We start from the raw sequence: 14,562 nt of genomic DNA, 5'->3' as shown, positions 1-14,562 counted from the left end.
GCTGTGTCGAATTGCCCTACAAATCCAAGGAAACCGCAGATGGCAACCCTACTGGTGCTTCACGGCCCCAACCTGAACCTGCTCGGGACTCGCGAACCAGGCCACTACGGCGCCGTGACCCTGGCCCAGATCAACCAGGACCTGGAGCAGCGCGCCCGCGCCGCTGGCCACCATCTGCAGTACCTGCAGAGCAATGCCGAATACGAACTCATCGATCGTATTCACGCTGCACGCAACGAGGGTGTGGACTTCATCCTGATCAATCCGGCTGCTTTCACCCACACAAGCGTCGCATTACGTGACGCGTTGCTCGCGGTGAGCATCCCATTCATCGAAGTGCACCTGTCCAACGTGCACAAACGCGAACCGTTCCGTCACCACTCCTACTTTTCCGATGTTGCCGTAGGAGTGATCTGCGGCCTGGGCGCCAGCGGTTATCGCCTGGCCCTGGAATCCGCACTGGAACAACTGGCTGCCAACGCACAGCCCTGATAACGAAAACCCTGGCCTCAGTGGGCCGGGGTTAGAGAGAAACGTTCAGATACGTTTTTAAATTTCGCCCCCTGACCGAACCTTTGGGAGTTGATGATTAATGGATATCCGTAAAGTCAAGAAACTGATCGAGCTGCTGGAAGAGTCTGGCATCGACGAGCTGGAGATCAAGGAAGGCGAAGAGTCGGTCCGTATCAGCCGCCACAGCAAGACCCCGGCCGCCCAGCAGTTCTACGCACCTGCGCCAATGGCTGCCCCTGCCGCTGCTCCGGTTGCCGCTGCCGCTGCGCCAGCCGCCGAAGCCGCTGCTGCCGCACCAGCCCTGAAAGGCACCGTGATCCGCTCGCCGATGGTCGGTACCTTCTACCGCAAGCCTTCGCCGACCTCGCCGAACTTCGCTGAAGTTGGCCAGAGCGTGAAGAAAGGCGACACCCTGTGCATCGTCGAAGCCATGAAGATGATGAACCACATCGAAGCCGATGTTGGCGGTGTCATCGACGCCATCCTGGTGGAAGACGGCCAGCCGGTTGAGTTCGACCAGCCGCTGTTCACCATCGTTTGAATCGCGGAGAGCCAACGATGTCTGGGAAGCTCGAAAAAGTCCTGATCGCCAACCGTGGGGAAATTGCCCTGCGGATCCTGCGTGCCTGCAAAGAGCTGGGCATCAAGACCGTCGCCGTGCACTCCACGGCCGACCGTGAACTGATGCACCTGGGCCTGGCAGACGAGTCGGTCTGCATCGGCCCTGCATCGTCCAAGGATTCCTACCTGCACATCCCGGCGATCATCGCTGCCGCCGAAGTCACCGGCGCCACCGCGATCCACCCGGGTTACGGCTTCCTCGCGGAGAACGCCGATTTCGCCGAGCAGGTGGAAAAATCCGGTTTCGCCTTCATCGGCCCGAAAGCCGACACCATTCGCCTGATGGGCGACAAGGTTTCGGCCAAGGACGCGATGATCAAGTCGGGCGTGCCAACCGTACCGGGCTCCGATGGCCCGCTGCCGGAAGACGAAGAGGTCGCCCTGGCGATCGCTCGTGATGTCGGCTACCCGGTGATCATCAAGGCCGCCGGTGGCGGTGGTGGTCGCGGCATGCGCGTGGTGCACAAGGAAGAGGACCTGATTTCCTCGGCCAAGCTCACCCGTACCGAAGCCGGTGCTGCCTTCGGCAACCCGATGGTCTACCTGGAGAAGTTCCTGACCAACCCACGTCACGTGGAAGTTCAGGTACTGTCCGACGGCCAGGGCAACGCCATCCACCTGGGCGACCGCGACTGCTCACTGCAGCGCCGTCACCAGAAGGTGCTGGAAGAAGCCCCAGCCCCGGGCATCGACGAGAAGGCCCGCCAGGAAGTCTACAAGCGCTGCGTCGATGCGTGCATCGAGATCGGCTACCGCGGTGCCGGTACCTTCGAGTTCCTGTACGAGAACGGCCGTTTCTACTTCATCGAGATGAACACCCGTGTGCAGGTTGAGCACCCGGTCTCGGAGATGGTCACCGGTATCGACATCGTCAAGGAGATGCTGAGCATCGCCGCTGGCAACAAGCTGTCGTTCCGCCAGGAAGACGTGGTCATCCGTGGCCACTCGCTGGAGTGCCGGATCAACGCCGAAGACCCGAAGAAGTTCATTCCGAGCCCAGGCAAGGTCAAGCACTTCCACGCCCCGGGCGGCAACGGCGTACGCGTCGATTCGCACCTGTACAGCGGCTACTCGGTTCCGCCGAACTACGACTCGCTGATCGGCAAGCTGATCACCTACGGCAAGGACCGCGACGAAGCCATGGCGCGCATGCGCAATGCCCTGGACGAGATCGTCGTCGACGGCATCAAGACCAACATCCCGCTGCACCGCGACCTGGTGCGTGATGAAGGTTTCTGCAAAGGCGGCGTGAACATCCACTACCTCGAGCACAAACTGGCCAGCCAGGAGTGATCGCGTTAGCGTGATGCATCAAAACCCCGGCCCTGCGCCGGGGTTTTTTATTGCCTGTCAGAAGGCTTGCGCGGCCGCTCCTACACCTTCATACGCGGCATCTCGATCCGGTGCTCATGCACCCGTCGATACAAGGTCGCTCGCGATATCCCCAACGCCCGCGCCGCTTCCGCCGGTTTCCACCGATGGCGGATCAGGGCATCGAGCAGCAATTGCCGAGCCGGGCTCGATACGCCGACGTCAGCCGCAGGCACGGCATCACCCCGCACCTCTTGCGGCAGGTGCTCCAGACACACTTGCCCGCCCTCACTGACCGCACAGGCATAACGCAGCACCTGCCGCAGCTGGCGCAAATTCCCCGGCCAGCGGTACACCAGCAGTGCTTGCAAGGCATCATCTGCCAGCATCACCTCGACCCCACAAGCCTCGGCCTCCTCAGCCAGCAACTGATGAATCAGGCCCAACCGGTCCTCGCGCTCACGCAGCGGTGGCAACTCGAAGCGGGCATTGGCCAGACGGAAATACAGGTCCTCGCGGAAACGCCCTTCACTCACCATCCCCGCCAGGTCGCGGTGGGTCGCACAGATCACCTGGATATCCACCCGCTCCCGCCGCGCAGCGCCCAGTGGCGCCACTTCGCCTTCGGCCAGCACCCGCAGCAGGCGGGTCTGCAGGTGCAGCGGCATGTCGCCGATTTCGTCGAGGAACAAGGTGCCGCCATCGGCCTGCTGTAGCAGCCCCTGCATGCCTTTGCTCGACGCACCGGTAAACGCCCCGGCGACATAACCGAACAGTTCGCTCTCGATCAGGCTCTCGGGGATGGCCGCACAGTTCAGCGTGACGAACGGCCCTTCACGGCGCTGGCTCTGCTGGTGCAACTGGCGCGCGAAGACTTCCTTGCCGGCACCGGTCTCGCCCTGCACCAGCACCGCCAGGTTGCAATCCTTGACCCTTGTGGCCAAGCGCAAGTGCTGTTCGATGCGCGCATCCTGCGCTTGCTGCAAGGGTTGCGCCCGGCCTCGCCGCTGGGGCGCGCTGACCCGCCCGTACAACCCGCCCCAACCTGGCAGGCGCTGGGCCGAGGCCTCGTTGGCGCGGCGCAGCTGGGCCATGTCGAACAGCTCACCGATGTGCTCAGGCAAACGCCCGTGCCGTGCCAGCAAGCGCTCGCGGGCCAGGCTGTTGATCGCCTGCAGGCGGCCGTCGGCATCCCAGGCCAGCAAGTAGTCGGGCTGGCTCTCCACATAACCCGGCGTGCCATGGGCGCGCATCACCCAGTGGCCCTGGGCGCTGTGCATGAAAAAGGCGTTCTCGATTTCCCGCGCGGTCTGTTCCACCAGTTGCAGGATCAGGTGCTGGCTGCGGCGGTCGTCCGGTGATTGCAGGGCCGACACATCCACCACGCCGAGCAGTTCGCCCTGCGGGTCGAATACCGGCGCCGCCGTGCAGGTCAGGCCGATGAAGGCGGCACGAAAATGATCGCGCTTGTGCACCGTGACCGGCGCCTTGCCGGTCAGCACCGCCGCCACGCCACAGGTGCCCTCCTCGCCCTCGGACCAGCAGGTGCCCAGGTACAGGCCGGCCTTGCGGCAGTCGTTGCGGATGGCCGATTCAACCCGGTAATCGATGGTGCGCCCCAGGGCGTCGGTGAGCAGTACGCAGTAGTCGGCGCCACGCACCCGCGCATGCAGGCGCGCCACGGCGTCGCTGGCAATGCGCAGGAACAGTTCGGCGCGTTCGCGGCATTCGTTGAGCAGGGTTTGGGAAAGGATGCGCGGCCCCTGCTGGGACCCGGGGTCAAGACGGTACAGCTCCATGGAACGGCGCCATGAGTCGAGGATCAGCGGCGGCACCGGCGCCTGGGGCAGGCGGTCGGCGTTCTTCAGCACCCGGCTGACGCAATCGACATGGGCTCGGGAGTTCGCGGCAAGCATGGGGCCTCCGGTTCCTGTTTGTTCTTGTCGTTGTGCGGCCATTAAGCGCCTGCCGGCATGTCCCGACAAGCGCCGCGTGATTACCGGCAGGCTTGAGACGCAGCGTCTCAGCCTACCGGCCAGAGCCCGGCAACGCTGGCACGCAGCGTCTCAGGCAAGGGCCGCCGCAGCCTGGCCCGACAGCCTTGCAACCGCTCTGCAGCGGCCCTTGCAGGGCATAGGGAAAAGTCTGGCATCCACCTTGCTCAAGCCTAGGCAAACAAGAACACGAGGTGTGCCATGCCGCAGCCCGCCCCGATCATCGGGATCATTGCCAACCCTGCCTCCGGCCGCGACCTGCGTCGTCTGACCAGCAACGCCGGGCTCTACTCCAGCACCGACAAGGCCTCGGTCATCCAGCGCCTGCTCGCTGCATTCGGTGCCACGGGTGTAAGCGAGGTGCTACTGCCCACCGACATGACCGGGATCGCCGCCGCCGTGCTCAAGGCCAGCCTCGGCCCCGTGGCACAGGACCAGCACTGGCCGCGTCTGGCACTGCTCGACCTGCCATTGACTCAGACCGTCAGCGACACTCGCCTGGCCACCCGGCAGATGGTCGAGCGCGGTGTGGCGATGATCGCCGTGCTGGGCGGCGACGGCACGCACAAAGCCGTGGCGGCAGAGGCCGGGGACACGCCCCTGCTCACCCTGTCCACCGGCACCAACAACGCCTTCCCGGAGCTGCGCGAAGCCACCAGCGCCGGCCTGGCTGGCGGCTTGCTCGCTGGCGGCCGGGTACCGGCCAGCATTGGCCTGCGGCGCAACAAGCGGCTGCTGGTGAAGGTGGCGCAGCAACAGCTGTGTGAATGGGCGCTGGTCGAAGTGGCGGTGTCGCCGCAACGCTTCATTGGCGCCCGCGCGCTGAGCCGCAGCGAAGACCTCAGCGAAATCTTCGCCTGCTTCGCCGAGCCCCATGCCATCGGCCTGTCCGCGCTCTGCGGGCTGTGGCAACCGGTGGCCCGTCATGAACCCTACGGTGCCTGGGTACGGCTCAACCCCGGCGCCGAACAGGCCCTGCTCGCCCCACTGGCCCCCGGCCTGCTGCAAGGCTGCGGCATCACCGCCAGCGGCACACTCAGCCCGGGCGTGGCCCATCGCCTGAGCCTCACCGCCGGCACCCTGGCCCTGGATGGCGAACGCGAGATCGAGTTCGCCGAACACGACACGCCAACCATCACCCTCGACCTGCAAGGCCCGTTGACCGTCGACGTCGAGGCCGTGCTGGCACATGCCGCCCGTCATCACCTGCTGGCCGTCCCGCGCGGCCATCGGCTGCACCCTGCAACCCCGTGTTGAGACAACCCTGGAGAACAACAAGATGTCCACTCACCTCAGTTCCGAGCAATTGCTGCATGCCTATGAAGTGATGCGCACCATCCGCGCCTTCGAAGAACGCCTGCACGTGGAGTTCGCCACGGGCGAGATTCCTGGTTTCGTCCACCTGTATGCCGGTGAAGAAGCCTCCGCCGCCGGGGTCATGGCGCACCTGCGCGACAGCGACTGCATCGCCTCGACCCACCGTGGCCATGGCCACTGCATCGCCAAGGGCGTCGACGTGTACGGCATGATGGCCGAGATCTACGGCAAGAAGACCGGTGTGTGCGGCGGCAAGGGCGGTTCGATGCACATCGCCGACCTGGAAAAAGGCATGCTCGGTGCCAACGGCATCGTCGGTGCCGGTGCGCCCCTGGTGGCCGGCGCCGCCCTGGCGGCCAGGATCAAGGGCAATGACAACGTGGCCGTGGCCTTCTTCGGCGACGGCGCTTCCAACGAGGGCGCGGTGTTCGAGGCGATGAACCTGGCCTCGATCATGAACCTGCCGTGCATCTTCATCGCCGAGAACAACGGCTACGCCGAAGCCACCGCCTCGACCTGGTCGGTGGCCTGCGACCACATCGCCGACCGCGCCGCAGGCTTCGGCATGCCGGGGGTGACCATCGACGGCTTCGACTTCTTTGCCGTGCACGAGGCCGCCGGTGCTGCCATCGAGCGCGCCCGCTCAGGGCAAGGCCCGTCGCTGATCGAGGTCAAGCTGAGCCGCTACTACGGCCACTTCGAAGGCGACGCACAGACCTACCGCGCCCCTGACGAAGTGAAGAACCTGCGCGAATCCCGCGACTGCCTGCTGCAGTTCCGCAACAAGACCACCCGTGCCGGCCTGCTGCAGGCGGCGCAACTGGACGCCATCGACGCCCGTGTCGACGACCTGATCGAAGACGCCGTGCGCCGCGCCAAATCCGATCCTAAGCCACAGCCCGCCGACCTGCTCACCGACGTCTACGTCAGCTACCCCTGAGCCCGGACAACAAGAACAACAGGAGAACCACCATGGCTAGAAAAATCAGCTATCAGCAGGCCATCAACGAGGCCCTGGCCCAGGAAATGCGCCGCGACACCAGCGTGTTCATCATTGGCGAAGACGTGGCCGGTGGCGCGGGCGCCCCAGGCGAGGATGACGCCTGGGGTGGCGTGCTCGGCGTCACCAAAGGCCTGTACCACCAGTTCCCGGGGCGCGTGCTCGATGCGCCGCTGTCGGAAATCGGCTACGTCGGAGCCGCCGTCGGTGCCGCCACCCAGGGCCTGCGCCCGGTGTGCGAGCTGATGTTCGTCGACTTTGCCGGCTGCTGCCTGGACCAGATCCTCAACCAGGCCGCCAAGTTCCGCTACATGTTCGGCGGCAAGGCGGTCACCCCGCTGGTGATGCGCACCATGTACGGCGCCGGCCTGCGCGCCGCGGCCCAGCACTCGCAGATGCTCACGTCGCTATGGACCCACATCCCCGGCCTGAAGGTGGTCTGCCCGTCTTCGCCGTATGACGCCAAGGGACTGCTGATCCAGGCGATCCGTGACAACGACCCGGTGATCTTCTGTGAGCACAAACTGCTCTACAGCCTGCAGGGCGAGGTACCGGAAGAGGTGTATACCGTGCCATTCGGCGAGGCCAACTTCCTGCGCGACGGCGACGACGTGACCCTGGTGACCTATGGGCGCATGGTCCATGTGGCCATGGAAGCGGCCAACAACCTGGCCCGCCAGGGCATCGACTGCGAAGTGCTGGACCTGCGCACCACCAGCCCGCTGGACGAGGACAGCATTCTCGAAAGCGTGGAGAAGACCGGCCGCCTGGTGGTGATCGACGAAGCCAACCCGCGCTGCTCGATGGCCACCGATATCAGCGCACTGGTCGCGCAAAAAGCCTTCGCCGCGCTCAAGGGCCCGATCGAGATGGTCACCGCACCACACACCCCGGTGCCGTTCTCCGATGCCCTGGAAGACCTGTACATCCCTGACTCGGCGAAGGTCGAAGCGGCCGTGCGCAAGGTCATCGAAGCTGCAAGGAGCGCCGCATGAGCCAGATCCATACCCTGACCATGCCCAAGTGGGGCCTGTCGATGACCGAGGGCCGGGTCGACGCCTGGCTCAAGCAGGAGGGCGATGAGATCAGCAAGGGCGACGAGGTGCTGGATGTCGAGACCGACAAGATCAGCAGCAGCGTCGAGGCGCCGTTCAGCGGCGTGCTGCGCCGCCAGGTGGCCCGGCCCGACGAAACCTTGCCGGTCGGTGCGCTGCTGGCCGTGGTGGTGGAGGGTGAAGCCGAGGAGTCGGAGATCGACGCCGTGGTGCAACGCTTCCAGGCCGATTTCGTCGCTGAAGGTGGCGCCGACCAAGCCCAGGGGCCGGTACCGCAGAAGGCCGAGGTGGCCGGGCGCCTGCTGCGCTGGTTCGAACTGGGCGAAGGTGGCACGCCATTGGTGCTGGTGCATGGTTTTGGCGGCGACCTCAACAACTGGCTGTTCAACCACCCGGCGCTGGCGGCCGAGCGTCGGGTCGTCGCCCTCGACCTGCCGGGGCATGGCGAGTCGGCCAAGGCCCTGGCAAAGGGTGATCTGGATGAGTTGAGCGAAACCGTGCTGGCCCTGCTCGATCATCTGGACATCGCCAAGGCTCACCTGGCCGGGCACTCCATGGGCGGCGCGGTCAGCCTGAATGTGGCGCGCCTGGCACCGCAGCGGGTGGCGAGCCTGAGCCTGGCGGCCAGTGCCGGGCTGGGTGAGGCGATCAATGGCCAGTACCTGCAAGGCTTCGTCGCCGCCGCCAACCGCAATGCGCTGAAGCCGCAGATGGTGCAGCTGTTCGCCGACCCGGGACTGGTGACCCGGCAGATGCTGGAGGACATGCTCAAGTTCAAGCGCCTGGAAGGCGTGGATGACGCCTTGCGCCAGCTGGGGTCGGCGCTGGCTGAAGGTGACCGCCAGCGGCATGACCTGCGCGGGGTGCTGGGGCAGCACCCGGCGCTGGTGATCTGGGGGGCCGAGGACGCGATCATTCCGGCGGCGCAGGCCGACGGCGTCGAGGCCGAGGTGCTGGTGGTGCCAGGCGTCGGGCACATGGTGCAGATGGAGGCGGCGGAGCAGGTGAATCAAAAAATGGCCGAATTCCTCGCCAGACATTGAGATCGCCGGGGCCGCTTCGCGGCCCATCGCCGGCAAGCGCGGCGCCCTCAAGTACAGCGCAGGCCTGGAGGCTGGTGATAATCCTGTGGGCGCGGGCTTGCCCGCGAAGAAGGCGACGCAGTCTGCCAGCCCTGCTCTACAAACCCCCCGCACTCGCGTAAACTGCCAGGCTTCTCGCAGCCTCGGGCTGCCCCTGTCAGATTTACCAAAGGTGCCCGCCATGCCTTGGCTGCAAGTACGCCTGGCCATCAGCCCGGAACAAGCCGAAACCTACGAAGACGCCCTGCTCGAAGTCGGCGCCGTATCGGTCACGTTCATGGACGCCGAAGACCAGCCGATCTTCGAACCCGACCTCAACACCACCCCGCTGTGGTCGCACACCCACCTGCTGGCACTGTTCGAAGCCGACGCCGAACCTGAAGCGGTATTCGCCCACCTGCAACTGCTGACCGGCGCCGAGCTGCCCGAGCACCAGGCCGAAGTGATCGAAGACCAGGACTGGGAACGCAGCTGGATGGACGGTTTCCAGCCGATGCGCTTCGGCCAGCGCCTGTGGATCGTGCCGAGCTGGCACGAGGCCCCGGAACAGGACGCGGTCAACCTGCTGCTCGACCCGGGCCTGGCGTTCGGCACCGGCACCCACCCGACCACCGCACTGTGCCTGGAATGGCTCGACGGCCAGCCACTGCAAGGCACCCAGGTGCTGGACTTCGGCTGCGGCTCGGGCATCCTCGCCATCGCTGCCCTGCTGCTGGGCGCGCGTGAGGCCGTCGGCACCGACATCGACGTGCAGGCCATCGAAGCCTCCCGTGACAACGCCCAGCGCAACGGCATCGCCGACGAAAAGCTGGCGCTGTACCTGCCCGAGCACATGCCGGCCATGCAGGCCGACGTGCTGGTCGCCAACATTCTTGCCGGCCCGCTGGTGTCGTTGGCACCGCAGCTGTCCGGCCTGGTCCGCCCAGGTGGGCTGCTGGCCCTGTCGGGCATCCTCGCCGAACAGGGTGAAGAAGTGGCTGCTGCCTACGCTGCCGACTTCGACCTGGACCCGATCGTCGTGCGCGACGGCTGGGTGCGCATCAGTGGTCGGCGCCGCTAAGCGGGCCTAGAATAGTTCTCTGCACAGCTCCCGGATCGCCGCATGACCGACAGTTTCGTCACCCAGTGCCCGCATTGCCAGACCAGCTTTCGCGTCACCCATCACCAGTTGAGCGTGGCTCGCGGCGTCGTGCGCTGCGGTCACTGCCTGCAGGTGTTCAATGCGGCCAAGCAGCTGCTGGAGCAGAACCGTGCCAAGGCCGGTGTTACCCCAGAACTGCCACCACCTGCGGTGGTCGAACCGATCGCCGCGCCTGAACCGGTCGCCAGCGAGCCGCCGCCGGTCGAGAAAGAGGACTGGGCCATCACCGCCCAAGCCCTGGATGAACTCGACCTGGACCAGGAACTCGCCCGCCTCGAACGCCGTGGCGAACCTGCCGAACCGGGCCCGGACGCCAAGGCCGGTGCCCTGCAGGCCCGTCGCGACGAGCCGGCTGCCGATGAGCATGATGATGAACTGTTCGGCACCGCGACCGACGACCGCCATGAACCGCTCGCGGCCCATGACCCGGCGCCAGTGCTGCTGGATGAGCAGCCACTGGAGCCAGAGCCGGGTGATCGCACCGAGCCGACCCTCGGTGGCAACCTGGACCTGGACCTCGACGACGAACCCCCTGCGCCACACACTGTCGAGCCAGAGCCCACGCAACGGTTCGACGAGCACGATGACGATGACGATGTCATTCACGAAAAAGGCCTGAGCGCCCGTGACGACGACGACACCGACCTTCATTTGTCAGCCCGCGATGACGACCCGCTCGAGCCACTGCCCGGCGAACGCCTGGAGCCCGGCTTCGCCGCCAAGCCGGAGCGCCCGTCACGCAAGGAGCCGCTGGTCGACGTGGTCGACGATCCGCTGCAGCTGGGTTGGGAGAAACCTCGGCCCAACTGGGGCAAGCGCCTGCTGTGGAGCTTCCTGACTCTGCTGGCCGCTGGCCTGCTGGCATTCCAGTACATATGGTTCCACTTTGACGAGCTCGCCCGCCAGGACCAGTACCGGCCGATCTTCCAGCAACTGTGCCCGATGCTCGGTTGCCAAGTGCCGACCCGCGTCGATATCGGCCGGATCAAGAGCAGCAACCTGGTGGTGCGCAGCCACCCGGACTTCAAGGGCGCACTGATCGTCGATGCGATCATCTACAACCGCGCACCGTTCGCCCAGCCGTTCCCGCTGCTGGAGCTGCGTTTCGCCGACCTCAACGGCCAGCTGATCGCCAGCCGTCGGTTCAAACCCAGCGAATACCTATCGGGTGAACTGGCGGGGCGGGGCGAAATGCCCAGCCAGACGCCGATCCACATCGCCCTGGATATTCTCGACCCAGGCCCCAAGGCCGTGAACTACAGCCTCAGCTTCCGCTCCCCGGAGTGACAGCCTACGGCTGGCTGCCGGATTCTCGGCGCCAGCCCGCTGCCGCAAACCCTCGGGCATAAGGCCGCAGCTGTTCAGAATTTATCCAAATCCATCTTTATCCGGTCACCGAGAGCGGGTATCATGCCAACCCTTTTTCGACTCCAATGATTCGGCCCCACAACAGGGAACACCTATGTCGGCGGTACGCATCGGCCCATACACACTACGCAACAACCTGATCCTCGCGCCCATGGCCGGGGTCACGGACCAGCCTTTCCGTACACTTTGCAAGCGCCTGGGCGCTGGCATGGTGGTGTCGGAGATGGTCAGCAGCGACATGAGCCTGTGGAACAGCCGCAAGTCCAGCCTGCGCCGCATCCATGAAGGTGATCCCGAGCCACGCTCGGTACAGATCGCCGGTGGTGACGCGCAGATGATGGCGGCGGCAGCCCGGGCCAATGTCGAGGCAGGCGCCCAGATCATCGATATCAACATGGGTTGCCCGGCAAAAAAAGTCTGCAACAAAGCTGCAGGCTCTGCTTTATTGAGAGATGAAGCTCTGGTCGCCGAAATCCTCCACGCCGTAGTCGGCGCGGTGGACGTACCGGTGACGCTGAAAATCCGCACCGGATGGGACCGGGCGAACAAGAACGGCCTGAACGTGGCGAAGATCGCCGAACAGGCCGGTATCCAGGCGCTGGCGGTGCATGGCCGCACACGCGCCGACCTGTACACCGGCGAAGCCGAATATGACACCATCGCTGCCATCAAGCAGGCGGTGTCGATCCCGGTTTTTGCCAATGGCGATATCACTTCGCCAGAAAAGGCCCGGGCAGTGCTGGATGCCACCGGGGTCGACGGCCTGCTGATCGGCCGGGCTGCCCAGGGGCGGCCGTGGATCTTTCGCGAGATCGAACATTTTTTGGGGACTGGCCAGCATTTGCCGGCCCCGCAGTTGGACGAAGTGGAACGCATCCTGCTGGAACACCTGGCCGCGCTGCATGCCTTCTATGGCGATGTGATGGGCGTGCGTATCGCCCGCAAGCACGTGGGCTGGTACCTGGCAACACGACCCGGCGGCAAGGAGTTTCGCTCCCGGTTCAACGCTTTGGAAGACACACAAGCGCAGTGCGCCAACGTTCGCGCGTATTTCAGCGAACGTCGACAGAGCCTTGAGACAGAGGACGGACAAGGGGTGGCCGCATGACGATGATGACCGAGACATTAGTGAGTGGAACAACGCCCGTGAGCGACAACGCCAACCTCAAACAGCACCTCAACACGCCAAGCGAAGAGGGCCAGACCCTTCGTGACAGCGTCGAGAAGGCGCTGCACAACTACTTCGCACACCTGGAAGGCGCGACCGTCACCGACGTGTACAACCTGGTGCTCTCCGAAGTCGAGGCGCCCCTGCTCGAAAGCGTGATGAACTACGTGAAGGGCAACCAGACCAAGGCCAGCGAGATGCTCGGACTCAACCGTGGCACCCTGCGCAAGAAGCTCAAGCAGTACGACTTGCTGTAAGCCAGAATCCCAATCAGAAAAGGCGGCCTCTGCGAAGAGACGCCTTTTTTGCTGACTCCACCGCGTTATTGGAACCCGAAATGACCGACCAGACTACCCGCCTGCCAGTCCGCCGCGCCCTGATCAGCGTCTCCGACAAGACCGGTATCCTCGAATTCGCCCGTGAGCTGCAACAGCTCGGTGTCGAGATCCTGTCCACCGGCGGCACCTACAAGCTGCTCAAGGACAACGGTGTGAACGCGGTGGAAGTGGCCGACTACACTGGCTTCGCCGAAATGATGGATGGCCGGGTCAAGACCCTGCATCCGAAGATCCACGGTGGCATCCTCGGCCGCCGCGGCACCGACGACGCCATCATGAACGAGCACGGCATCAAGCCGATCGACCTGGTCGCAGTCAACCTGTACCCGTTCGAAGCCACCATTTCCAAGCCTGGCTGTGACCTGCCGACCGCCATCGAGAACATCGATATCGGTGGCCCGACCATGGTTCGTTCGGCGGCCAAGAACCACAAGGATGTCGCCATCGTGGTCAACGCCAGCGACTACGCCGGCGTGCTGGAAAGCCTCAAGGCCGGCGGCCTGACCTACGCCCAGCGCTTCGACCTGATGCTCAAGGCGTTCGAGCACACTGCCGCCTACGACGGCATGATCGCCAACTACATGGGCACCATCGACCAGGCCAAAGAAACCCTGTCGACCTCCGCGCGCAGCGAGTTCCCGCGCACCTTCAACAGCCAGTTCGTCAAGGCCCAGGAAATGCGCTACGGCGAGAACCCGCACCAGAGCGCGGCGTTCTACGTCGAAGCCAAGAAAGGCGAAGCCAGCATCTCCACCGCCGTGCAGCTGCAGGGCAAGGAACTGTCGTTCAACAACGTGGCCGACACCGACGCCGCGCTGGAGTGCGTGAAGAGCTTCGTCAAGCCGGCCTGCGTCATCGTCAAGCACGCCAACCCATGCGGCGTGGCCGTGGTGCCTGAAGACGAAGGCGGTATCCGCAAGGCCTACGACCTGGCCTACGCCACCGACACCGAGTCGGCGTTCGGCGGCATCATCGCCTTCAACCGCGAGCTGGATGGCGAAACCGCCCAGGCCATCGTCGACCGTCAGTTCGTCGAAGTGATCATCGCGCCGAAAATTTCCCAGGCTGCCCGCGACGTGGTAGCGGCCAAGCAGAACGTGCGTCTGCTGGAATGCGGCGAGTGGCCAGCCGAGCGCGCTGCCGGTTGGGACTTCAAGCGCGTCAACGGTGGCCTGCTGGTGCAGAGCCGCGATATCGGCATGATCACCGCCGATGACCTGAAGATCGTCACCAAGCGTGCACCGACCGAGCAAGAGATCCACGACCTGGTATTCGCCTGGAAAGTGGCCAAGTTCGTCAAGTCCAACGCCATCGTCTACGCCAAGCAGCGCCAGACCATCGGTGTCGGCGCTGGCCAGATGAGCCGCGTCAACTCCGCCCGCATCGCCGCCATCAAGGCCGAGCATGCCGGCCTGCAGGTGCAGGGTGCGGTCATGGCGTCGGACGCGTTCTTCCCGTTCCGTGACGGCATCGACAATGCGGCTAAAGTGGGTATCAGCGCCGTGATTCAGCCAGGTGGCTCGATGCGTGATGCCGAAGTCATCGCTGCTGCCGACGAGGCAGGCATCGCGATGGTGTTCACCGGTATGCGCCACTTCCGCCACTGATTTACGGCAATCGGCCGCACTGAAGCAGGCATCTGCTGCGTTGGGGC

General features: G+C 64.9%; 13 protein-coding genes. 12 read left to right on the top strand and 1 reads right to left on the bottom strand.

Annotated elements, in window-relative coordinates:
* The first annotated feature begins 39 nt into the window (after positions 1–39).
* The 3 genes from aroQ to accC all read left to right on the top strand — a co-directional run bounded on the left by aroQ (position 40) and on the right by accC (position 2,427).
* Entirely contained in the window at positions 40–492 is a 453-nt protein-coding gene (aroQ, locus tag ACIPZ8_RS05935; RefSeq protein WP_008093086.1) for a type II 3-dehydroquinate dehydratase, read from the top strand.
* Positions 493–592: 100 nt separating this feature from the next.
* Positions 593–1,054, top strand: coding sequence for an acetyl-CoA carboxylase biotin carboxyl carrier protein (gene accB, locus ACIPZ8_RS05930; RefSeq protein WP_400720369.1), 462 nt, complete (start codon positions 593–595; stop codon positions 1,052–1,054).
* Between the two features lie 17 nt (positions 1,055–1,071).
* Positions 1,072–2,427, top strand: coding sequence for an acetyl-CoA carboxylase biotin carboxylase subunit (accC, locus tag ACIPZ8_RS05925; protein WP_152956925.1), 1,356 nt, complete (start codon positions 1,072–1,074; stop codon positions 2,425–2,427).
* An 80-nt stretch (positions 2,428–2,507) separates the two neighbouring features.
* Here the strand turns inward: accC and ACIPZ8_RS05920 are convergent, their stop codons facing one another.
* Complete coding sequence (locus ACIPZ8_RS05920) at positions 2,508–4,361, bottom strand: sigma-54-dependent Fis family transcriptional regulator (protein WP_400720367.1); 1,854 nt, start codon at positions 4,359–4,361, stop codon at positions 2,508–2,510.
* A gap of 279 nt (positions 4,362–4,640) precedes the next feature.
* On the opposite strand from ACIPZ8_RS05920, the gene ACIPZ8_RS05915 reads away from it, so the two are divergent.
* The 9 genes from ACIPZ8_RS05915 (at position 4,641) to purH (ending at position 14,515) form a co-directional block, all read left to right on the top strand.
* Entirely contained in the window at positions 4,641–5,696 is a 1,056-nt protein-coding gene (locus ACIPZ8_RS05915) for an NAD(+)/NADH kinase (RefSeq protein WP_400720365.1), read from the top strand.
* Between the two features lie 22 nt (positions 5,697–5,718).
* Positions 5,719–6,696: a thiamine pyrophosphate-dependent dehydrogenase E1 component subunit alpha gene (locus ACIPZ8_RS05910; RefSeq protein ID WP_400720363.1), complete on the top strand. Its 978-nt coding sequence runs from the start codon at positions 5,719–5,721 to the stop codon at positions 6,694–6,696.
* Between the two features lie 32 nt (positions 6,697–6,728).
* On the top strand, positions 6,729–7,751 hold the full coding sequence (locus ACIPZ8_RS05905; RefSeq protein WP_400720361.1) for an alpha-ketoacid dehydrogenase subunit beta: 1,023 nt from the start codon (positions 6,729–6,731) through the stop codon (positions 7,749–7,751).
* A complete protein-coding gene (locus tag ACIPZ8_RS05900; protein WP_400720359.1) occupies positions 7,748–8,854 on the top strand; it encodes an acetoin dehydrogenase dihydrolipoyllysine-residue acetyltransferase subunit in 1,107 nt (368 codons plus the stop codon). The genes ACIPZ8_RS05905 and ACIPZ8_RS05900 overlap by 4 nt, the downstream gene beginning before the upstream one ends.
* A 220-nt stretch (positions 8,855–9,074) precedes the next feature.
* Entirely contained in the window at positions 9,075–9,953 is an 879-nt protein-coding gene (gene prmA, locus ACIPZ8_RS05895; RefSeq protein WP_294337220.1) for a 50S ribosomal protein L11 methyltransferase, read from the top strand.
* A gap of 42 nt (positions 9,954–9,995) precedes the next feature.
* Positions 9,996–11,321, top strand: a complete 1,326-nt coding sequence (locus ACIPZ8_RS05890) for a DUF3426 domain-containing protein (protein ID WP_400720357.1) — start codon at positions 9,996–9,998, stop codon at positions 11,319–11,321.
* A gap of 175 nt (positions 11,322–11,496) precedes the next feature.
* Positions 11,497–12,510 (top strand): tRNA dihydrouridine synthase DusB, encoded by a 1,014-nt coding sequence (gene dusB, locus ACIPZ8_RS05885; protein ID WP_152956933.1) that lies wholly within the window; start codon positions 11,497–11,499, stop codon positions 12,508–12,510.
* Positions 12,507–12,827, top strand: a complete 321-nt coding sequence (gene fis / locus ACIPZ8_RS05880) for a DNA-binding transcriptional regulator Fis (protein WP_008093076.1) — start codon at positions 12,507–12,509, stop codon at positions 12,825–12,827. Before dusB ends, fis begins: the two co-directional genes overlap by 4 nt.
* An 80-nt stretch (positions 12,828–12,907) precedes the next feature.
* Complete coding sequence (purH, locus tag ACIPZ8_RS05875; RefSeq protein WP_400720355.1) at positions 12,908–14,515, top strand: bifunctional phosphoribosylaminoimidazolecarboxamide formyltransferase/IMP cyclohydrolase; 1,608 nt, start codon at positions 12,908–12,910, stop codon at positions 14,513–14,515.
* Positions 14,516–14,562 lie beyond the last annotated feature (47 nt).

It is taken from the genome of Pseudomonas sp. NPDC089422 (assembly GCF_044749405.1).
Classification (GTDB): Bacteria; Pseudomonadota; Gammaproteobacteria; order Pseudomonadales; family Pseudomonadaceae; genus Aquipseudomonas.
Note: the sequence above shows the minus strand (reverse complement) of the source record. Positions and strands in the feature narration are given on the sequence as shown.